The organism is Agromyces sp. G08B096 (assembly GCF_040267705.1).
GTDB lineage: Bacteria > Actinomycetota > Actinomycetes > Actinomycetales > Microbacteriaceae > Agromyces.
This window is the reverse complement of the sequence record NZ_CP158374.1, coordinates 36,409-55,281: the sequence shown is the minus strand read 5'-3', so window position 1 is coordinate 55,281 and position 18,873 is coordinate 36,409. Positions and strand designations below refer to the sequence as shown.

Below are 18,873 nucleotides of genomic sequence, written 5' to 3'. Positions count from 1 at the left end.
ACGTGTATCGCCCGGCCTGCATACGTCGCGGTTCCGCGACAGCCGGAGGTCGGTCAGTACGCCAGCGCCCGGTCGACGGCCTCGAGCACGCGGTCGGGGCTCGGCAGGAACTCGGTCTCGAGCGCGGCAGGCGGGAACGGCGTGTCGAAGCCGGAGACCCGGAGCACCGGCGCCTCGAGCGTGTAGAACGCCCGCTCCGCGACCGTCGCAGCGATCTCGGACCCGACCGAGACGTTGCCGTAGGCCTCCTGCGCGACCACGAGCCGGCCGGTGCGCTGGACGGAGTCGAGCAGCGGGCCGTAGTCGATGGGGGAGAGGCTGCGAAGGTCGACGACCTCGAGGCTCGTGCCCTCCTCAGCCGCGATGTCCGCCGCCTGGAGCAGGGTCGCGACCATCGCGCCGTGCCCGACGACCGTCACATCGGTGCCCTGGCGGACGACCCGGCTCGCGTGCAGCGGGAGACCGGAGTGGTCGAGGTCGACCGGGCCCTTCGGCCAGTACCGGCTCTTCGGCTCGAAGAACAGCACCGGGTCGTTCGAGGCGATCGCCTCCTGGATCATCCAGTACGCGTCGTGCGGGTTCGACGGGCTCACCAGGCGCAGCCCGGGCGTGTGCGCGAAATAGGCCTCGGGGCTCTCCTGGTGGTGCTCGATCGAGCCGATGTGGCCGCCGTACGGCACCCGGATGACGATCGGCATCGAGACCGTGCCGTCATGCCGCAGCGTCTGACGCGCCAGCTGGGTGGTGATCTGGTCGAACGCTGGGAAGATGAACCCGTCGAACTGGATCTCCAGCACCGGCCGGTACCCGCGCATCGCGAGCCCGATCGCCGTGCCCACGATGCCCGACTCCGCGAGCGGCGTGTCGAGCACGCGGCGTTCGCCGAACTCCGCCTTCAGGCCTTCGGTGACCCGGAAGACGCCACCGAGCGAGCCGATGTCCTCGCCCATGAGCAGCACCTTGTCGTCGGTGCGCAGTGCCTCGCGGAGGCCCGCGGTGATCGCCTTGGCCATGGAGAGGGTCTGCACGCCGCGCACGCCGCTCGTCGCGGCATCCGTCGTCGCAGCATCCGTGCCGCTCGCCGCCTCGGCGGCGCCCCTCGCCTCCGTGCCGTTCACCGCCTGGTCCGTCACGCCGGCCTCCGTTTCCGTGTCCATGCCCAGTTCGGCATACGTGCCCGCGCCGCTCATGCGTCGCCCACGTCGAGGCTGCGCTCGAACGCGTCGAGCCAGGCGTACTGCTCGCGCATCAGCGGGTGCGGCTCGGAGTAGACGTGTTCGAAGATGACCTCTCGCGTGGGCGCCGTGACCTCGAGTGTGCGACGCCTCACGTCGGCCGCAAGGTCGGCCGCGTCGGCGTCGACGCCGTCGAAGAAGGCGGCCGACGCGCCCCGCTGCTCGAGCCAGGTGCGATAGCGGGTGATCGGGTCGCGGAGGGTCCAGTAGTCGACCTCGTCCTGCGTGCGGTACTTCGTGGGGTCGTCGGCGGTCGTGTGCGCGCCCATGCGGTACGTCACCGCCTCGATGAAGCTCGGGCCCTGCCCGCTCCGCGCCTCCTCGAGCGCGGTACGGGTGACCGCATAGCTCACGAGCACGTCGTTGCCGTCGATGCGGATGCCCGGCATGCCGAACCCGGTGCCGCGGAGCGAGATCGGGCTGCGCGACTGCCGCGAGACCGGCACCGAGATCGCCCACTGGTTGTTCTGCACGAAGAAGACCTGCGGGGCTTCGTAGCTCGACGCGAAGACCATCGCCTCGCTGGCGTCGCCCTGCGATGTGGCGCCGTCGCCGTAGTAGACGAGCACCGCGGCATCGGTCTCGGGGTCGCCCGTGCCGCTCGCGCCGTCGAACCCGAGCCCCATCGCGTAACCGGTCGCGTGGAGGGTCTGCGAGGCGAGCACCAGCGTGTACAGGTGGAAGTTGCCGTTCTCCGCCGGGTCCCAGCCGCCGAGGGTCGTGCCGCGAAGCAGGGTGAGGATCTTCACCGGGTCGAGCCCGCGGATGATGCCGACGATGTGCTCGCGGTACGACGGGAAGATGTGGTCCTGGGGGCGCGCCGCACGGGCCGAGCCGACCTGGGCGGCCTCCTGGCCGTGGCTCGGCACCCAGAGCGCGAGCTGGCCCTGGCGTTGCAGGTTCGCGCCGGCGACGTCGAGGCGGCGGGAGATCACCATGTCGCGGTAGAACTGCTCGAGTTCCCCGTCGGCGAGCGCCTCGACGACCGGCAGGAACTGCTCGGCCTCCGGCGTCGGCCGCAGCTCGCCCTCGTGGTTCAGGAGTTGGAGCGTCGGCACGGAGAAGTCTCGATCAAGCGCGGCCACCGTTCCACGGTACTCGGTCGTTCCAGTGCCCTACTTGTGAGTCTCCGACAACCTCAGCCTCAACGGTTCGCGGAAGGCTACAGCGACGAGCCTGGTGCCAGCGGCTTGATGGCCGCCACGAGGGTGTCGAGGGAGTCGGGCTCGCCGACGCTCACGCGGATGCCGTCACCCGCGAAGGGACGCGCCACGACGCCCGCGTTCCAGAGCGCCTCGGCGACCTGATCGGTCGCCTCGCCCGTCGGCAGCCACACGAAGTTGCCCTGGGCGGCCGGCACCGGCCAGCCGTCGGCGCGGAGCGCCGCCACGAGCCGATCGCGGCGGCCCGCGATCTCGTCGACGCGCGCGAGCAGCTCGGGCTCGGCGGCGGGCTCGAGCGAGGCGAGCGCGGCCGCCGTGGAGGCGGCGGTGACGCTGAGCGGGATGAGGGTGGCGCGGGCCGCGTCGAGCACCGCGACCGGCCCGATCGCGTAGCCGACGCGGAGACCGGCGAGGCCGTAGGCCTTCGAGAACGTGCGGAGGATCACGAGGTTCGGGTAGCGCCCGATGAGCGTGCGCCCGTCGACGGATGCCTCGTCGCGGACGAACTCGACGTACGCCTCGTCGAGGAGGACGAGCAGGTCGCTCGGCACCTGCCGCATGAAGGACTCGAACTCCGCGGCGGTGACCACGACGCCCGTGGGGTTGTTGGGGGAGCAGACGATCGCGACCCTCGTGCGCTCGGTGATCGCGGCCGCCATCGCGTCGAGCTCGTGGCCGTGGTCGGCGCGGTTCGGCACCTGCACGCTGGTCGCCCCGGACACGGTGACGAGCCCCGGGTAGGCCTCGAAGGAGCGCCACGAGTAGACGACCTCGTCGCCCGCGCCCGCGGCGGCCTGGATGAACGCCGCGAGCAGCGAGACGGAGCCGGCGCCGACGAGCACCTCGTCGGCCGAGACGCCGAATCGCTCGGCCAGCCGCTCACGGAGTGCGAGGGCGGTGGCGTCGGGGTAGCGGTTGATGGTCGCGGCGGTCGCCGCGACGGCGTCGCGCACCGACGGCAGCGGCTCGAACGGGTTCTCGTTGCTCGACAGCTTGAAACCGTCGGCCGGGGCGGGACGGCCCTGCCGGTACGGCGGCAGGGCGGCGATCTCGGCGCGAAGGCGCACAGCGGCGGGGGCGGGCTCCGGTGCGGTCACGGGTTCCACCGTACTCGTTCGGCTCGCGGGCGCGCCGGGCCGGACCTGTCGTGCCGACGGCCGCTCTGACAGAGTTGGGGCATGCGCTTCATCGTCAAGCTCATCGTCGTCGCCTTCGCGCTGTGGCTCACCACGCTCATCGTCTCGGGCGTCAAGGTCGTGCCGTGGGAGGACACGACGGTCGCCACCGTGCTCACGTACCTGCTCATCGCGCTGATCTTCGGCCTGGTGAACGCCATCGTCGGCGGCTTCATCCGCATCGTGGCCTTCCCGATCTACGTGATCACACTCGGCCTCATCTCGTTCATCGTCAACGGCCTGCTGCTGCTGCTCGTGGACTGGATCTCCGACCTCATGGGCTTCGGACTGCAGGTCGACGGGTTCTGGTGGGGCGTGCTCGGTGCGCTCGTGCTCGGGCTCATCAGCTGGCTGATCGGGCTCATCGTGCGCCCGGCGAAGGACTGACCGGCGAAGGGCTGACCGCTGAAGGACCGACCGGCGCCCTCTCTCCGGCGGGCTCGCGCGTCGCGATCCACTCGGTGCGCTCGCCCGGCACGCGGTCTCCGGAGGAGTCGGTCGTGAACGCGCGGATCCGTTCTTCGAACTCCAGCACCTGCGGCGCCTCGGAGTGGTCGATCCGTGCGGCGGTCTCTCGGTAGATCGCCAGGCTGTGCGCGGCGAACGGCTTCTCGCCGCCGGGGTCGTCGAACGGCCGCCTGGTGACGCTCACGAGCCCCGGCGCGTCGTGCGCCGCGCCCCCCGTCGCGAGCACGACGTCACCCTCGTGCCCCACCGCCAGCACGGGGACGTGTCCGGTGTCGGCCGCCGCGCTCGGGGCGCCGAAGGTGACCGCGAACGGCACGTCGACGTCGTCGGCGCGGGCGAGGTCGGTCGCGACGATGCCGCCGGCGGAGTAGCCGACCGGCAGCACCGGGTCTCCGGGACGGGCGCCGGCCTGCTCGAGCGCGAGCCGCGCGGCGCGTTCGGCGCCCGCGCTGAGCTCCGGAACATCGACGATCGCGTTCGGCTCCGCGTCGTCGGCGACGCCGTGCACGTCGCTCGTGAGGTCGACCGGCTCGGGCCCGGCGATGGGCGACCACTCGACGGTGCCGGCGATGTAGACGACGAAGCGGCGCTCCTTGTCGACGTCGTACCGCTCGACCCGGACCTGAGGGTCGCCGTGCTCCGGGCTCGGCACGCGGCGAGCCAGCTCCCCGACGCCCGCCGGGGGCGGCACGCGGACGACGGCCGGGGCGCCCGCGGCATCCGTTCGCCCGGGCTTCACGGTGACCGGACCTTCGACGAATGCGCGGTTGCCGAGCACGCCGAGCGCGGAGGCGAGACCCACCAGGGTCGCCGCGTTCTCGGGGGCGCCCTGCCTCGCACCGAGCAGGAGCGCGAGGGGCAGCGGCACACCCGCCAGTCCGAGGAGACCCTCGTCGAGGCTCTCACCGGCGCCGCGCACCAGCCGCACGAAGGCGGGGTCGGCGAGCACGCGCCTGGCACCCGCCTCGAGGCTCCACCAGCCGAGCGCGTCGCCCGCCCAGGCCGCGGCGGCGGCCGGCGCGAGTGCCACCGCGCCGACGATCGCGCCGGCCGCGAGGAGGGGGAGGCCGACCGCACCGGCGTGGGCCGCGCCGAGCCGCAGACCGAGGTCCCACATCATCGCGACCTGGCGTTCGGTCGCGCCGTACCGCTCGGCCGACTCCTCGAGCGCGCGCCGGAGCCGCTCGGCGTGGTCTGCGGCGTCGCGGAGCAGCATCCGCGCGTGCGCGAGCGACCCCGCCGGGCCCGAGCGGCCCCAGGAGCCCGCCCCGTCGCCGACGCCCGCGTGCTGCAGCTCCACGAGCGCCACGCGCACGCGGCCCTCCCAGTCGTGGCAACTGGCCGAGGCCGCGCCGAGCAGGGCCGCCTCGGCGAAGAGCTCGTCGACGGCGACACGGGTGCCGCCGCCCGAGGAGACGATCAGGTCGTCGGCCACGCGCCCGCCCCGTTCGCGGCCCGCGCCGCATCCGCCTCGAGCACCTCACGGAGGTGCGCGACCTTCGCGCGCAGGTCCGTCCGCGCGTCGCCGACGAGGTCGCTCGCGAGGCGCAGGCGGGCTCGCAGTCCGTCGAGGACGACGTCGTAGTGCTCCATGGCCTCGCCTCGCCACGCGAGCCGGCCCGCGGCGGGCGCGAGCGCCCTCGCACGCGCGCCGAGATCGTCGGCGAGCGACTCGAGCCTCGCCAGCTGCCGCTCGGCGACCTCCAACCGCTCAGCCGTACGTGGATCCGCGGTGAGCACCGTGACGGGTCGGGAATCGTGCATGGCCCGATCCTCCATCGAGCGCCCGCGCCTGCCGGCGCCCGGCACCGCCCGCCGTGCCCGGGAGCCGCCACCATGCGCCTGTGGAGGCGAAGTGGTCAGTCCGCCGGGTCGGACAGCACCTGGCCGAGCGCATGCAGCGCCATCGTGCCGAGACGCCCCTCGACCCCGACGCTCGTCACGATCCCCGTCGCCAGCACGAGCGCCCACCCGCGGGCGCGCGCCCAGGCGGAGGCATCCGTCACGCCCGCCGCGTCGAGCTCGCGGCGGAAGACGTCCCGTCCGGCCGCATCGAACGTCAGCCACGCCGTCGCGAGGTCCGTCGCCGGATCGCCCGCGGTGACGTCGCCGAAGTCGAGCACCGCGGCGAGGGCGCCGTCGGGTCGCAGCAGCAGGTTCGCGGGATGCAGGTCGCCGTGCACCCAGACCGGGGGGCCGGCGTATGCGGGCGCCGCCAGCGCGACGTGCCAGACGTGTTCGAGGCGTGCGACGTCCGTGCCCGCCACCGCCGCGGCGAGCGCGGGGGAGGCGAACCGCTCCCGCATCCCCGCATCGCGCTCCGCCAGCGGGATCCCGCGGTACGGATTGAACGGAGCCTCACGCGGCGCCGGGACCGCGAGGGCGCTCACCGTCGCCGCGAGATCCGCCGCGGCGCCGGTGCGCTCGGCAGGGGTGACGGATGCCGCGTCGACCCCGTCGAACCACGGCACGATGCTCCACGCGTACGGGTAGCCGGCGGCCGGGACTCCCGCCCGAACGGGTGCCGGCACGGCGACAGGCAGCATCCGCGCCAGCTCCGGCAGCCACAGCTGCTCGCCCGCCACGAGGCGAGCGCCGAGCTCGCGTCGCGGCATCCGCACCGCCCACCGCTCGCCCAGCCGGAAGATCGCGTTGTCCCAGCCGTTCGCGACCAGCCGCACGTCTCCCGCGAGATCGGGATGCTGCTCGCGCACGAGCCGCGCGACGAGCGCCTCGTCGACCTCGACGTCGGGGGCGGGGGCATCCGTCATCGTCGTCCCTCCCGTCGCGAGCCGCCAGCCTAGCGCCGCCGCCCGAACTGGCGGGTGTGGAACCGGCCGATCTCGTCCAGAATGAGACCCATGACGCGAGCGGATCCCGCGGGGGCCGCCGCGCAGCCCTTCCGAGTGTCCTTCGTGTGCACCGGCAACATCTGCCGGTCGCCGATGGCCGAGGTGGTGCTGCGCTCCCTCGCCGAACGCGCGGGCCTCGACGGCGCCCTCGCGATCGAATCTGCCGCGACCGGCGACTGGCACGTCGGCGAGCAGGCCGACCGCCGGACCATCGACGCACTCGAACGCGCGGGCTACGACGGGTCACGGCACCGGGCGAGGCAGTTCGACCCGACGACGTTCCCCGAGCTCGACCTCGTCGTCGCATTCGACCGCGGGCAGGCGCGCATCCTCCGCAACTGGGCGCGCTCAGCCGTCGACCAGCACAAGGTGCGGCTGCTGCTCGAGTTCGACCCCGAGCTCGCCCACGTGCAGGACGTGCCCGACCCCTACTACTCCGACGCGGAAACCTTCGATCGAGTTCTTGGGATGATAGAGCGGTCGACTCAGTCGCTCTTCCGGCAACTCGCCCCCGCACTCAGACAAGGAATCCGATGATGTCGCTGCCTCCCCAGCCGCTCAGCCCCCTCGACGGACGTTACCGCGCAGCGGTCGGCGGGCTCGGCGAGCACCTCTCGGAGGCCGGCCTGAACCGGGCACGCGTGCACGTCGAGGTCGAGTGGCTCATCGCCCAGACCGACCGCGGGTTCTTCGGCACGTCGCCCCTCGACGCCGCGCAGAAGGAGGCACTCCGCGGGATCGTCGCCGACTTCGGCCAGGACGCGATCGACGAGCTCGCCACCCTCGAGGCCACCACCCGCCACGACGTGAAGGCCGTCGAGTACTACGTGCGCCGCCGCCTCTCGGCACTCGGCCTCGACGCCATCGCCGAGCTCACCCATTTCGCCTGCACCAGCGAGGACATCAACAACCTCTCCTACGCGATCACGGTGCGCGACGCGGTCGAGCAGGTGTGGCTGCCGAAGCTGCGCGAGGTCGTCGAAGCGCTGGCCGCCCTCGCCCGCGAGCACCGGGATGCCGCGATGCTGAGCCGCACGCACGGGCAGCCGGCCACCCCGTCGACGATGGGCAAGGAGCTCGCGGTGTTCGCCCACCGGCTCCGCCGCATCGAGCGCCAGATCGAGCAGACCGAGTACCTCGGCAAGTTCTCCGGTGCGACCGGCACGTTCTCGGCGCACGTCGTCGCGGCGCCGGATGTCTCGTGGCCCGAGGTCTCGCGCGAATTCGTCGAGTCGCTCGGCCTGACGTGGAATCCGCTCACCACGCAGATCGAGTCGCACGACTGGCAGGCCGAGCTCTACGGCAAGGTCTCGCACGCGAACCGGGTGCTGCACAACCTCGCGACCGACATCTGGACCTACATCTCCCTCGGCTACTTCCGCCAGATCCCCGCAGCCGGGGCGACGGGCTCCTCGACGATGCCGCACAAGGTCAACCCGATCCGGTTCGAGAACGCCGAGGCGAATCTCGAGCTCAGCTCGGCCGTGCTCGACTCCCTCGCCGCCACGCTCGTCACCTCCCGGCTGCAGCGCGACCTCACCGACTCGAGCGCGCAGCGCAACATCGGGGTCGGCTTCGGGCACTCGCTGCTCGCGCTCGACAACATCCAGCGCGGCCTCGGCGAGATCGACCTCGACCGGGCGCTGCTGCTCGACGACCTCGACCACAACTGGGAGGTGCTCGGCGAGGCCATCCAGACGGTCATCCGAGCCGAGGTGGTGGCCGGTCGCTCGACCATCTCCGACCCGTACGCGCTGCTGAAGGAGCTCACGCGCGGCAAGCGAGTCGGTGCGGAGGAGCTCGCGGCCTTCGTCGAGGGCCTCGAGATCGGGGATGCCGCGAAGCAGCGTCTGCTCGCGCTCACGCCCGCCTCGTACGTCGGCCTCGCCGACGAGCTCGTCGACGCGCTCTGATCCGGCCTCACCGGCGGGGCGCGCCCGGGCGGGGCTGACCGCGCGCCGGAGCGCCGGTCGGAGGGGCTCGCGCTAGTGCGCGGGACCCTTCGGCTCCGCCCCGCCGCCCGCCTCGCCGGGAGCCGCGTCGCCGGAGGCGGAGGCATCCGTCTCGGCGATCTCGGCGCGCTCCGTGGCGTCGGGCTTCACCGCCATCTGCAGCAGGGCGAGCACGACGAGCACGATGATGAACACGGCGCCCGTGCCGATGAGCGTGAGGGTCCAGTCGCGGGTGACCATCAGCGTGATGGCGCCGACGAAGATCGCCGCGATCGCCGCGCCGCCGACGTACTCCGCGGGACGGAGCACCTCGCGACGGCTCGGCTCGTACTGGCCGGGGTGCTGGCCGGGCTGGGTCACGACTGCTCCGATCGGGATGCCTGGGGTGCGGCGGCCGGACGCGCGGCGCCGGCCCACTTGAGCGAGAGCCCCCCGATGACGAGCAGCACGCCGACGATGACGAGGTAGGCGCCGAGCAGGCCCACGATGCTCACCGGATCGAAGGGGAAGACGAGGAAGAGGATCGCGGCGAGCGCGGTCGCCCCGCCGACGGTGAGCCAGTCGCGTGCGACGGCGCTGCGGCCACGGGCGCGGAGGCCGGCGAACAGCTCGAGCAGCCCCGACACGGCGGCCCACGCGATGAGCAGCACAACGAGGGCCGGCAGGCCCGGCGGCACGATGAGGGCCGTGATCCCGGCGGCGACGGTCGCGACCGCCTGCGCGGCGGCGAGCCAGCGGATGACCCGGTCGGCGAGCAGGCGCAACGACAGCGGCCCCGTGACGAGGCCGGAGACGACCGCCCAGACGCCGAAGACGGTGAGCCCGAGCGCGGGGGAGTGGTCCTGCGAGAACGTGATGACCGCCGCCGGCACGATGGCCAGCGCGCCCCGGACGACGGGGACAACCCAGTACCGCGGGAGCTCGACGGCACCGCCACGGGCATCGGTCACGACGACCTCTTTCACTCGGGGAACCGTTCAATCCTACGCGCGGGCTTGCCGGGAGCCCGCCGAGAGCCTGCGGCCGCCGCCGCGCGTCACCGCCGCTCGAACCGGATCACGGTGTCGGAGGCGAGCCGCACCCGTTCCCGCTCGACGAAGCCGGCCGAGCGCAGCACGGCCACGTCGCCGTCGGTGCCGGTCCGGCTCCTCGACACGACGACGACGCGGTCCACGGCGTCGAGCCGGTGCGCGACGTCGGCGAGCGGCGCCGTCACGTCCCAAAGGCCGTCCGTCCGGTGGTACGGCCGGATGGGGGCGAGGTCGCGCAGCCCGGCGAACCCGTCGGGGTAGGTGTGCATGGCGAGCCGCGGCCGGCGCGACGGCCGGACCCCGTCGTCGAAGACCACTCCGTCTCCCGGGTCGGTGAGCCGGTCGACGGTCGCGGCGACGTCCTGCCAGTCGGTGCGGGCGTTCTTCGCGTACGGCGTGCGCTGATCGACGTAGGCGGGCAGGGCGAGCGCGACCACGACGACGACCGCGAAGACGCGCATCCAGACCGACGGAAGCAGGCGGATCGCGACGGCGGCGGCGATCGCCACGCCCGGCGCGCAGAACACGAGGTAGCGGGGCGTATACGCGGGCGTCACGAGCAGGGTCACGGCGAGCAGCACGGCCGTCGGCACCGCGATCCAGGCCCCGGCGAGCACCACGAGCCGGCGGCGACCGGCCCATCCGGGGTCGGACCCATGCCAGGCCGCCGCGGCGACGCCCGCGAGCACGAGCAGCCACATCACCACCGCCAACGGTCCGAGCATGAACCACTGGCCGACGAGCACCCCTGCGGGCGTGACGACCTCCTGTTCGGCGCGGAAGGCGATCTGGTCGCGTTGCAGCGCCGCGGCGGCGAGCACCGGGCCCGACAGCAGGACGCCTCCCGCTGCGGCGAGCGCGAACGCGCCGAGTCCGGCCCGCCGGCGGGGATCGGCGAGCAGCACCACCGCATGCACCGGCACGAGGAGGAGCACGTAGAGGTTGAGCGTCGTCGCGGCCCCGATCCCGACCGCGTAGACCCACCACCAGGCGCGGGACATCCGCCCATCCGCCAGCCGCACGAGGAGCAGGGTGAGCCAGACCGCGGTCGCGGTCGCGAAGGCCAACGGTCTCGCCTCGGTCGCCGCCTGCGTCACGCGCGGCGTCGCGATGAGCAGGGCGGCCGCGAGGAGCGCGGTCGCCCGGTCGGCGCCCGTGCGGACGAGGAGGGTGAGGCCGGCCGCGGCGGCGCCGAAGGCGAGACCCGACGGCAGGCGGGTCGCGAACGGCGAGGTGCCGACGAGATCGGTCCAGAGGTGCATGAACGCGTAGTAGAGCCCATGGACCGCGTCCACCGTGCCGAGGAGGGCGGCAAGCGACGCCCAGTCGCGCGACGCCGACATGAGGGTGGCGGCCTCGTCGCCCCAGTACGACGGAATCCAGGCGCCGGCGATGCCGACGACCGCGGCGACGGCGCCGACGAGGAGGGCCACGGTGCCGTCGCCGAGCGTCCGACCACGGCGGGCACCGCGGGGATCCGCCGGACCGCCGCGCGGCTCGGCGGACGGTCCGCCGGCCGTCCCCGCCTCGCGTCGGCGCGGGCGGGCGTCAACGGACGGCGACGTCGCGTCGCCGCCGCCCTCCCCGCGGCCGGTGCAGCCCATCCACTCCAGTCTGCGCCTGAGCGCCCCGGGGTTACAGCGCCCGCAGGATGTCCTCGATCCGCGCCTTCGCGTCGCCGAAGAGCATGCGGGCGTTGTCACGCGTGAACAGGGGGTTCGGCACGCCGGCGTAGCCGGCGGACATCGAGCGCTTGAACACGATCACCGTCCCGGCCTCCCACACCCGAAGCACCGGCATGCCGGCGATGGGGCTGCCCGGGTCCTCGGCCGCAGCGGGGTTCACGGTGTCGTTCGCGCCGATCACGAGCACGACCGCCGTCTCGGCGAAGTCGTCGTTGATCTCGTCCATCTCCTCGACGATGTCGTACGGCACCTTCGCCTCGGCGAGCAGCACGTTCATGTGCCCGGGCAGGCGCCCGGCCACCGGGTGGATGCCGAACCGCACCTCGGCGCCCCGTTCGCGGAGGCGCCGGGTCAGCTCCGCCACCGGTGCCTGCGCCTGCGCGACGGCCATGCCGTACCCCGGGGTGATGATGACGCTCGGCGCGTCGCGCAGCAGCGCGGCGGCATCCGCGGCGCTGATCTCGGCGATCTCGCCCTCGACCTCGCCGGTGGAGGTCGGTGCGGCGATGCCGAAGCCGCCGGCGATGACCGAGATGAACGAGCGGTTCATCGCCTTGCACATGATGTAGGAGAGGTAGGCACCCGAGGAGCCGACGAGGGCGCCGGTGACGATCAGCAGGTCGTTGTTCAGGAGGAAGCCGGCGGCCGCGGCCGCCCAGCCCGAGTAGCTGTTCAGCATCGAGATGACGACGGGCATGTCGCCGCCGCCGATCGAGGCGACGAGATGCCAGCCGAGCAGCAGGGCGAGCACGGTGACGACGACGAGGAGCCACAGCTCGGGCGTGATGACGTACCAGACCGTGAGCGCCACGAACGCGATGAGGGCGCCGAGGTTCAGCGCGTTCTTGCCCGGAAGCATGAGCGGCGCCGACGACATGCGCGCCGAGAGCTTCAGGAACGCCACGATCGAGCCCGTGAACGTCACCGCTCCGATGAACACCCCGATGAACACCTCGGCGTGGTGGATGTCGAGGAGCGCACCGGACATGCCGGTCTCGTCGAGCGCCCCGTTCCAGCCCACGAGCACGGCGGCGAGGCCGACGAAGCTGTGCAGCAGGGCGATGAGCTCGGGCATGCCGGTCATCTCGACCACGCGGGCGCGCCACAGGCCGACCGCGCCGCCGACGAGCACGGCGACGACGAGCAGGACGAGGCCCGTGGTCACCTCGGGGGTGCCCCAGGCGCCGGCGAAGGTGGTCCACACGGTCGCGACGAGCGCGATCGCCATGCCGGCGATGCCGTAGCCGACACCGGCTCTGGCGGTGTCGTGCCTGCTGAGGCCGGCGAGGCTCATGATGAACAGCAGCGCGGCGACGAGATAGGCCGCGGTCGCGATCGAGGCCGCGGAGACCAGCGGGGCGGATTCAGCCACGGTCGGCCCCCCGTCCGGACGAGAACATCGCGAGCATGCGCCGGGTCACGGCGAACCCTCCGAAGATGTTGATGCTGGCGAGCAGCACCGCGACGCCGGCGAGCACCTGCACGACCGGTTGGTCGCTGGTGATCTGCACCATCGCGCCGACGATGATGATGCCCGAGATCGCGTTCGTCACGCTCATGAGCGGCGTGTGCAGCGCGTGCGCCACCTTGCCGATGACGTAGAACCCGACTACGACCGACAGCACGAGCACCGTGAGATGCTGCGGCAACGGGGGTGGCGCGACCGCGTTGACGGCGAAGAGGGCGGCGATCCCGACGGCGACGAGGACGGCGCGACGGACGGGCGACGGGCGACGCGCGGATGCCTCGGCGGTACCGCCCGGCCCGGCGGCGCCCGCCGCACCGACGGCCGCTGCGCCGGTCGCGGAACCGCCCGCACCGCTGCCCGAGCCGGCGGCTGCCGCGGGCGCCGCCGACACCTGCACGGGCGGCGGCGGCCAGGTCACCTCGCCGCCGCGGGCGACGGTCACCGAGCGCTGCACCACGTCGTCGAAGTCGAGCACGAGCTCGCCGTCGGCGGCTGGGGTGAGCAGCTTCAGCAGATTCACGACGTTGGTGCCGTAGAGCTGCGACGCCTGGGTCGGCAGCCGCGAGGCGAGGTCGGTGTACCCGAGGATGATCACGCCGTTCGGGGTGACGATCCGCTCGCCCGCGACCGAGCCCTCGACGTTGCCGCCCTGCCCGGCGGCCATGTCGACCACGACCGAGCCCGACTTCATGCTCGCGACATCCGCCGCCGTCAGCAGTTTCGGCGCCGGACGCCCGGGGATGAGCGCCGTGGTGATGACGATGTCGACCTCACGCGCGTGCTCCGAGTAGATCTCGGCGGCCCGTCGGTCGTACGCCTCGCTCGTGGCCTTCGCGTAGCCGTCGGTCGAGACCATCTCCTCGTCGACCTCGACCTTCAGGTACTCGCCGCCGATCGAGCGCACCTGATCGGCGACCTCCGGGCGAGGGTCGGTCGCACGGACGATGGCGCCGAGGCTCGAGGCGGCCCCGATCGCAGCGAGGCCGGCGACGCCGGCGCCCGCGACGAGCACCTTCGCGGGCGGCACCTTCCCGGCGGCCGTCACCTGCCCGGTGAAGAAGCGGCCGAACTCGTGCGCGGCCTCGATGACGGCCCGGTAGCCGGCGATGTTCGCCATCGAGCTCAGCACGTCCATCGACTGCGCGCGGGAGATCCGCGGCACCGCGTCCATCGCGAGCGCGGTCACCCCCCGCTCGGCGAGGGCGGCGAGCAGCTCGGGCCGGAACGCCGGCGCGAGCAGCGCGATGAGCGTCGTCCCCGGGCGGAGCGCCGCGACCTCGGCCTCCGTCGGTGCATTGACCTTCAACAGGATGTCGCTCGCCAGCGCCTCCCCGCCCGCCACGACGGTCGCGCCGGCGGCCGAGTACGCGTCGTCGGGGAACGAGGAACGGGCGCCCGCGCCGGCCTCGACCACGACGTCGTAGCCGAGGGCGACGAGCTGGGCGACGGTTGCCGGGGTCGCGGCGACGCGCGTCTCCGGCGCCTGTTCCGTGACGATGCCGATCCGGGCCATGCAGCCTCCTCCTCATCGAGCGGACGCCCACGGCGTCCGAGCAGCATGTCGATCAGCGTAGGGTGCCCGGGCGTCCCGGCGGGGTGCCGGCGGGCGATTCGGGAGGCCGAATTCCGGCAATCTTTCGTTCCGGAGAACATCGCCGCGTTCGATCTTCGGTCAGCGCGTCCTACTATCGGACGGAGCGTCCGGGAGGACGCCCGACCGACGGCACGAGGGAGGCGAGCGATGGCACCGACCGGTGGAACGCCGACGGCCGGATCGCAGACCCTGAGCCGAGGCATCCGCATCCTCGAGGTGCTCGCCGCCGCCGACCGCAACCTCACCATCGACGAGCTCGCCGCCGCGCTCGGCGTGCACCGCTCCGTCGCGTACCGGCTGCTCCGCACGCTCGAGGAGCACCGGCTGGTCACCCGTGACCCCGCCGGGCGCGTCGCCCTCGGCACCGGCCTGGCGGCGCTCGCCTCGGGCGTCGCGCGCGACCTCCAGCAGGTCGCGCTGCCCGAGCTCGACGAGGTCGCGAACGAACTCGGCATGACCTGCCTCGTCGCCGTGCCCGTCGACGCCGACGAAGCGGTCACGCTCGTGAGTGCGGCCCCTCGGCGGACGATGGCCGTCGTCTCGTACCGTCCGGGACACCGGCATCCCATCACTCGCGGCGGACCCGGCAAGGCGATCCTGCTCGGCCTGCCCGCCCGCGACTGGCCCGCCGATGTGCCCGACGGACTCCGCGAGGAGATCGCCGAGAGCCAGGCGCGCGGCTATGCGCTGAGCCACGACGAGGTGGTGCCCTCGCTCCGCTCCGTCGCCGTGCCGCTCGCGCTACCCGGGCAGCCGCCGGCCGCGATCGCCGTGATCCACGTCTCCTTCCCGAAGCCCGAGGTGGAGATCGCCGCGCGGCTGCAGCTCGCAGCCGAGCGGATCGCCCGCGCCTACGGCGCCTGAGCGCGGCGGCGCCCGAGGGCGAGGCCGCGACGGCGCCGCTACTCCGCGGACGGGCTCGCGGGAACCAGGACGCCCGCGAAGAACCGGGCGAGCGGGTCGATCGCCGAGAGCGGCAGCACGTGTGCGACGTACTGGTCGGGCCGCACCACGACGACGGCCCCGTCGCGCGAGATGCCGCGCTCCTCGAAGATGTCGGTCGGGCACCAGACGCTCGGCGCCGCGGCGAACACCTTCTCCCAGTCCATCAGCCCCAGCGGCCCCGTCCTCGGGCGGAACACCTCGGGCACGCGCATCAGGTCGACGCCCTCGTGCGGCTGCTGGTAGATCGCCTTGACGTCGAACACCGCGTCGACGTCGCCGTTCGCCGGCGTGAACCGCGCGAGCGGCGACTCGGCCGACGCCATCCACTCGGCCCACGACGAGAGAGCGGATGCCTCGCCCGCCGCGGCCCCGTCGGCGAAGGCGTAGATCCGCCAGCGGCCGTCGGCCCGCGCGTGGTGGCCGAGGTGCACGACGTTGCCGTCGCACACGAGCGACACCGGCGAGGACTTGAAGCGCTTGCCGATCGGGAACCCCGACGCCAGCTCCTGGTGCGTCGCCTCGCCCACGATGATCGAGGGGCCGTACTGCGTCATGAACCCGGACGGGAACTCCGCCGTGCCGAGGTAGTAGTTCGCGAGCTCCTGGGGGTCCGAGATCTCCTCGGGCTTGCGCGCCATGAGGCTCGACCACTCGCGATCGAAGTCGATGAGCTGCTGCGCGACGGGCTGCCGCTCGGCCGAGTACGTCGAGAGGAGGTCGGCAGACGCCCGGCCGGTGACCACGGCGCCCAGCTTCCAGGCGAGGTTGAAGCCGTCCTGCATGGAGACGTTCATGCCCTGGCCGGCCTTGGCGCTGTGCGTGTGGCACGCGTCGCCCGCGAGGAACACGCGCGGCGAGGCATCCGCACCGCCTGCCGCTGCCTCGTCGGCACGGTCGTCGAAGTGGTCGGTGACCCGGTGCCCGACCTCGTAGACGCTGTACCAGGCGACCTCGCGGACATCGATGGAGTACGGGTGCAGGATCTCGTTCGCCTTCGCGATGATCGTCTCGATCGGGGTCGCGCGGACGCGGTGGTGGTCGTCGGCCGAGACCTCGCCGAGATCGATGTACATGCGGCACAGGTACCCGCCCTCGCGCGGGATGTGCAGGATGTTGCCCGCCGCGGAGTTGATCGCGCACTTCGTGCGCCAGTCGGGGAAGTCGGTGTTCACGACCACGTCCATGACCCCCCACGCGTGCGCCGCGAACGCGCCGACGTGCCTGCGACCGATCGCCTCGCGGACGGCACTCCGTGCACCGTCGCAGCCCGCGACGTACTTCGCCCGCACGGTGCGCTCCTCGCCGGCGCGCTCGCCCGCCGTGTAGCGGAGCCGCACCTCGACGGGGTAGTCGCCGGCGCCGGGCCCACCGGCGCTCGGCTCACCGGTGCTCGGCTCACCGGTGCTCGGCTCACCGGTGCTCGGCTCGTGCACCGTGAGGCCGAGGAACTCGACGCCGTAGTCGGGCGTGATCCGGCCGGGCCCGTGCACGGCGGCCTCGGCGAAGTAGTCGAGCACGCGTGCCTGGTTCACGATGAGATGCGGGAACTCGCTGATCTTGTAGCCGTAGTCCTCGGTGCGCGAGGTGCGGATGATGGAGCGCGGATCGGCGGGGTCGGGGCCCCAGAAGTTCATGTATCCGATGTTGTAGGCCTCGGCGGTGATGCGCTCGGCGAAGCCGAACGCCTGGAACGTCTCGACGCTGCGGGGCTGGATGCCGTCGGCCTGCCCGAGCACCAGGCGACCCTCGCGACGCTCGATGATGCGGGTCACCACGTCGGGGTAGTGCGACAGCTGAGCGGCCATGAGCATGCCGGCCGGGCCCGATCCGACGATGAGGACGTCGATCTCGTCGGGCAGATCGGCCGGGCGGTCGAGTCCGATGCCCGCCGCGGGCTGCACGCGGGGATCGCCCGAGACGTACCCGTGGTGGTGGAACTGCACTGTGTCTCCTCACGTCGTTGTGCGGGTGGCCTCCGTGGCGGCATCCGGCGGATGTTCGATATGCGAACGTGCCATTCTCATATCGCGCAAGTGCATGCTAGAGCGGCACTCGGGCGCTCGCAACCGCCGTCGCGCGTGAGCTCTGCGGATCAACGGGTGCGCGCCGGTCCGTACGTCCGCGCGTCAGCGAGTGCGGGCGGTGCGGATGCGCCGCACCAGAGCCGCGATCGCCCGCCACCCGACGAGCGCGGCGAACAGCACGAGCGCCGCGACGATGACGAACGGCAGCGCGGTGCCCTGACCGGACGCCGCGCGGAGCAGCATGCCCGCGACGAGCGTCGCCGCCCAGACGCCGAGGCCGGTCCGCACCGGCGCCGCGGGCGCCCGCCACGCGAACGTCGCGGCCCACCCCACGGCGAGGCCGGCGAGGAAGGGCCACGCCGTCTGCCACAGTCCGGTGAACGCGTGCTCCCCGTGGGTCGCGCGGCCGGTGGACGCGAACGCGACGACCAGCAGCGCGTCGAGCGCTGCCGCGGCGATGATGAACGCGACGGCAGGCCGGGTCGCCCGCGCAGCCGCGTCTCGCGCGGCGGATGCCTCGGAGCCGGCGGATCCCTCGGAGCGTGCGGGAGTCACGCCTTCAGCCTACGGATTGCTCGCAACGGCGGTGACCTGGCCGCTCAGCGTCAACGTCAGGCTCCCGCCAGCGCTCCGGGCGCCAGCCCGAGCGCCCATTCGGCGGTGTCGCTCACGAATCGGTCGATCGCCTCGTGGGCGAAGGCGCCGACATCGTTCACGTAGGAGCCGTGCCCGTCGACCGCCGCGAGAATGCGCACGGACGCGGCGAGCGGATCGCACCGGAACGTGCCGTCCTCCACCCCGGCTTCGATCATCGCGAGGAGGCTCGAGATGTTGAGCTTTCCCTGCTCGTGCACGGCCTCGGCGAGCGCGGGGGTGAACCGCGACAGATGCCGTGCGTTGAGCCAGAGCTTCGACAGCGGATCCGACGAGGGCGCCTGCATCGCACGGACGAATGTCGCCAGCCGAGTGAGCGGGGCGCCTTCCACGGGGTAGGCCGCTTCGCGCTCCTGCTCGGCCGCCCGCACGAACGCGGCGACCACGAGGTCTTCGGCCGAGGGGTAGTAGTGGGTGATGAGCCCCGGGCGCACGCCGATGCGCGCGGCGACGGCGCGCAGCGTGATGCGCTCCAGCCCCTCGGAGATCGCGAGATCGGCCGCCGCGGCGAGGATCTCGGCGCGGCGCTCGTCGGGGTGCTTGCGGACCCGTCGCGGATTCGCGCTTGACACCATGCCGTCCACGCTATTGGATGTGTGACCAATAGTCTATTGACCGCTTGGCCAA

Annotated in this window: 18 protein-coding genes; 4 read left to right on the top strand and 14 right to left on the bottom strand. The window is 72.9% G+C overall.

From position 1 onward, the window contains the following. Positions 1 to 53: 53 nt before the first annotated feature. The 3 genes from ABIQ69_RS00270 to ABIQ69_RS00260 form a co-directional block, all read right to left on the bottom strand. Entirely contained in the window at positions 54 to 1,013 is a 960-nt protein-coding gene (locus tag ABIQ69_RS00270; protein ID WP_350350051.1) for an alpha-ketoacid dehydrogenase subunit beta, read from the bottom strand. Between the two features lie 173 nt (positions 1,014 to 1,186). Further along, positions 1,187 to 2,320 (bottom strand): thiamine pyrophosphate-dependent dehydrogenase E1 component subunit alpha, encoded by a 1,134-nt coding sequence (locus tag ABIQ69_RS00265; protein WP_350348399.1) that lies wholly within the window; start codon positions 2,318 to 2,320, stop codon positions 1,187 to 1,189. Between the two features lie 77 nt (positions 2,321 to 2,397). Then, complete coding sequence (locus tag ABIQ69_RS00260) at positions 2,398 to 3,495, bottom strand: histidinol-phosphate transaminase (protein WP_350348398.1); 1,098 nt, start codon at positions 3,493 to 3,495, stop codon at positions 2,398 to 2,400. A gap of 81 nt (positions 3,496 to 3,576) precedes the next feature. Between ABIQ69_RS00260 and ABIQ69_RS00255 the strand changes: the two genes are divergently transcribed. After that, positions 3,577 to 3,960, top strand: a complete 384-nt coding sequence (locus ABIQ69_RS00255; RefSeq protein ID WP_350348397.1) for a phage holin family protein — start codon at positions 3,577 to 3,579, stop codon at positions 3,958 to 3,960. Here ABIQ69_RS00255 and ABIQ69_RS00250 read toward each other — a convergent pair. From ABIQ69_RS00250 to ABIQ69_RS00240, 3 genes are all read right to left on the bottom strand, one after another. After that, positions 3,935 to 5,476: a hypothetical protein gene (locus tag ABIQ69_RS00250; protein ID WP_350348396.1), complete on the bottom strand. Its 1,542-nt coding sequence runs from the start codon at positions 5,474 to 5,476 to the stop codon at positions 3,935 to 3,937. The two genes, ABIQ69_RS00255 and ABIQ69_RS00250, sit on opposite strands and share 26 nt — an antisense overlap. Beyond that, positions 5,461 to 5,805 carry a hypothetical protein gene (locus tag ABIQ69_RS00245; RefSeq protein WP_350348395.1) on the bottom strand — a complete coding sequence of 115 codons (345 nt, stop codon included), beginning with the start codon at positions 5,803 to 5,805 and terminating at the stop codon, positions 5,461 to 5,463. Before ABIQ69_RS00245 ends, ABIQ69_RS00250 begins: the two co-directional genes overlap by 16 nt. A gap of 95 nt (positions 5,806 to 5,900) precedes the next feature. Continuing rightward, positions 5,901 to 6,812 carry an aminoglycoside phosphotransferase family protein gene (locus ABIQ69_RS00240; protein ID WP_350348394.1) on the bottom strand — a complete coding sequence of 304 codons (912 nt, stop codon included), beginning with the start codon at positions 6,810 to 6,812 and terminating at the stop codon, positions 5,901 to 5,903. 90 nt (positions 6,813 to 6,902) lie between these two features. On the opposite strand from ABIQ69_RS00240, the gene ABIQ69_RS00235 reads away from it, so the two are divergent. After that, a complete protein-coding gene (locus tag ABIQ69_RS00235) occupies positions 6,903 to 7,430 on the top strand; it encodes a low molecular weight protein-tyrosine-phosphatase (RefSeq protein ID WP_350348393.1) in 528 nt (175 codons plus the stop codon). Next, on the top strand, positions 7,427 to 8,806 hold the full coding sequence (gene purB, locus ABIQ69_RS00230; protein ID WP_350348392.1) for an adenylosuccinate lyase: 1,380 nt from the start codon (positions 7,427 to 7,429) through the stop codon (positions 8,804 to 8,806). Before ABIQ69_RS00235 ends, purB begins: the two co-directional genes overlap by 4 nt. 72 nt (positions 8,807 to 8,878) lie before the next feature. Here the strand turns inward: purB and ABIQ69_RS00225 are convergent, their stop codons facing one another. From ABIQ69_RS00225 to ABIQ69_RS00205, 5 genes are all read right to left on the bottom strand, one after another. Next, positions 8,879 to 9,205: a hypothetical protein gene (locus ABIQ69_RS00225; protein ID WP_350348391.1), complete on the bottom strand. Its 327-nt coding sequence runs from the start codon at positions 9,203 to 9,205 to the stop codon at positions 8,879 to 8,881. Further along, a complete protein-coding gene (locus ABIQ69_RS00220; RefSeq protein WP_350348390.1) occupies positions 9,202 to 9,795 on the bottom strand; it encodes a hypothetical protein in 594 nt (197 codons plus the stop codon). Before ABIQ69_RS00220 ends, ABIQ69_RS00225 begins: the two co-directional genes overlap by 4 nt. Positions 9,796 to 9,881: 86 nt before the next feature. Further along, positions 9,882 to 11,309: a glycosyltransferase family 39 protein gene (locus ABIQ69_RS00215; protein ID WP_350348389.1), complete on the bottom strand. Its 1,428-nt coding sequence runs from the start codon at positions 11,307 to 11,309 to the stop codon at positions 9,882 to 9,884. A gap of 202 nt (positions 11,310 to 11,511) precedes the next feature. Continuing rightward, on the bottom strand, positions 11,512 to 12,933 hold the full coding sequence (gene pntB / locus ABIQ69_RS00210) for a Re/Si-specific NAD(P)(+) transhydrogenase subunit beta (protein ID WP_350348388.1): 1,422 nt from the start codon (positions 12,931 to 12,933) through the stop codon (positions 11,512 to 11,514). Continuing rightward, positions 12,926 to 14,542, bottom strand: coding sequence for a Re/Si-specific NAD(P)(+) transhydrogenase subunit alpha (locus tag ABIQ69_RS00205; protein WP_350348387.1), 1,617 nt, complete (start codon positions 14,540 to 14,542; stop codon positions 12,926 to 12,928). Before ABIQ69_RS00205 ends, pntB begins: the two co-directional genes overlap by 8 nt. Before the next feature lie 228 nt (positions 14,543 to 14,770). Here ABIQ69_RS00205 and ABIQ69_RS00200 point away from each other — a divergent pair, with 228 nt between their 5' ends. Then, complete coding sequence (locus tag ABIQ69_RS00200) at positions 14,771 to 15,487, top strand: IclR family transcriptional regulator (protein ID WP_350348386.1); 717 nt, start codon at positions 14,771 to 14,773, stop codon at positions 15,485 to 15,487. 38 nt (positions 15,488 to 15,525) lie between these two features. On the opposite strand, the gene ABIQ69_RS00195 is transcribed toward ABIQ69_RS00200, so the two are convergent. The 3 genes from ABIQ69_RS00195 to ABIQ69_RS00185 form a co-directional block, all read right to left on the bottom strand. Beyond that, a complete protein-coding gene (locus tag ABIQ69_RS00195) occupies positions 15,526 to 17,511 on the bottom strand; it encodes an FAD-dependent monooxygenase (RefSeq protein ID WP_350348385.1) in 1,986 nt (661 codons plus the stop codon). A gap of 183 nt (positions 17,512 to 17,694) precedes the next feature. Beyond that, the gene (locus ABIQ69_RS00190; RefSeq protein WP_350350050.1) at positions 17,695 to 18,054 is read right to left on the bottom strand and encodes a DUF3054 domain-containing protein; all 360 of its coding nucleotides are present in this window, start codon (positions 18,052 to 18,054) and stop codon (positions 17,695 to 17,697) included. Positions 18,055 to 18,203: 149 nt separating this feature from the next. Then, positions 18,204 to 18,821, bottom strand: a complete 618-nt coding sequence (locus tag ABIQ69_RS00185; protein WP_350348384.1) for a TetR family transcriptional regulator — start codon at positions 18,819 to 18,821, stop codon at positions 18,204 to 18,206. Positions 18,822 to 18,873 lie beyond the last annotated feature (52 nt).

What these genes read in the sequence shown, in the direction of transcription:
- ABIQ69_RS00270 (WP_350350051.1), bottom strand. Translation starts at nt 1,013, where the DNA reads ATGGCCAAGGCGATCACCGCGGGCCTCCGCGAGGCACTGCGCACCGAC.
- ABIQ69_RS00255 (WP_350348397.1), top strand. Translation starts at nt 3,577, where the DNA reads ATGCGCTTCATCGTCAAGCTCATCGTCGTCGCCTTCGCGCTGTGGCTC.
- ABIQ69_RS00245 (WP_350348395.1), bottom strand. Translation starts at nt 5,805, where the DNA reads ATGCACGATTCCCGACCCGTCACGGTGCTCACCGCGGATCCACGTACG.
- ABIQ69_RS00240 (WP_350348394.1), bottom strand. Translation starts at nt 6,812, where the DNA reads ATGACGGATGCCCCCGCCCCCGACGTCGAGGTCGACGAGGCGCTCGTC.
- ABIQ69_RS00235 (WP_350348393.1), top strand. Translation starts at nt 6,903, where the DNA reads ATGACGCGAGCGGATCCCGCGGGGGCCGCCGCGCAGCCCTTCCGAGTG.
- purB (WP_350348392.1), top strand. Translation starts at nt 7,427, where the DNA reads ATGATGTCGCTGCCTCCCCAGCCGCTCAGCCCCCTCGACGGACGTTAC.
- ABIQ69_RS00205 (WP_350348387.1), bottom strand. Translation starts at nt 14,542, where the DNA reads ATGGCCCGGATCGGCATCGTCACGGAACAGGCGCCGGAGACGCGCGTC.
- ABIQ69_RS00200 (WP_350348386.1), top strand. Translation starts at nt 14,771, where the DNA reads ATGGCACCGACCGGTGGAACGCCGACGGCCGGATCGCAGACCCTGAGC.
- ABIQ69_RS00185 (WP_350348384.1), bottom strand. Translation starts at nt 18,821, where the DNA reads ATGGTGTCAAGCGCGAATCCGCGACGGGTCCGCAAGCACCCCGACGAG.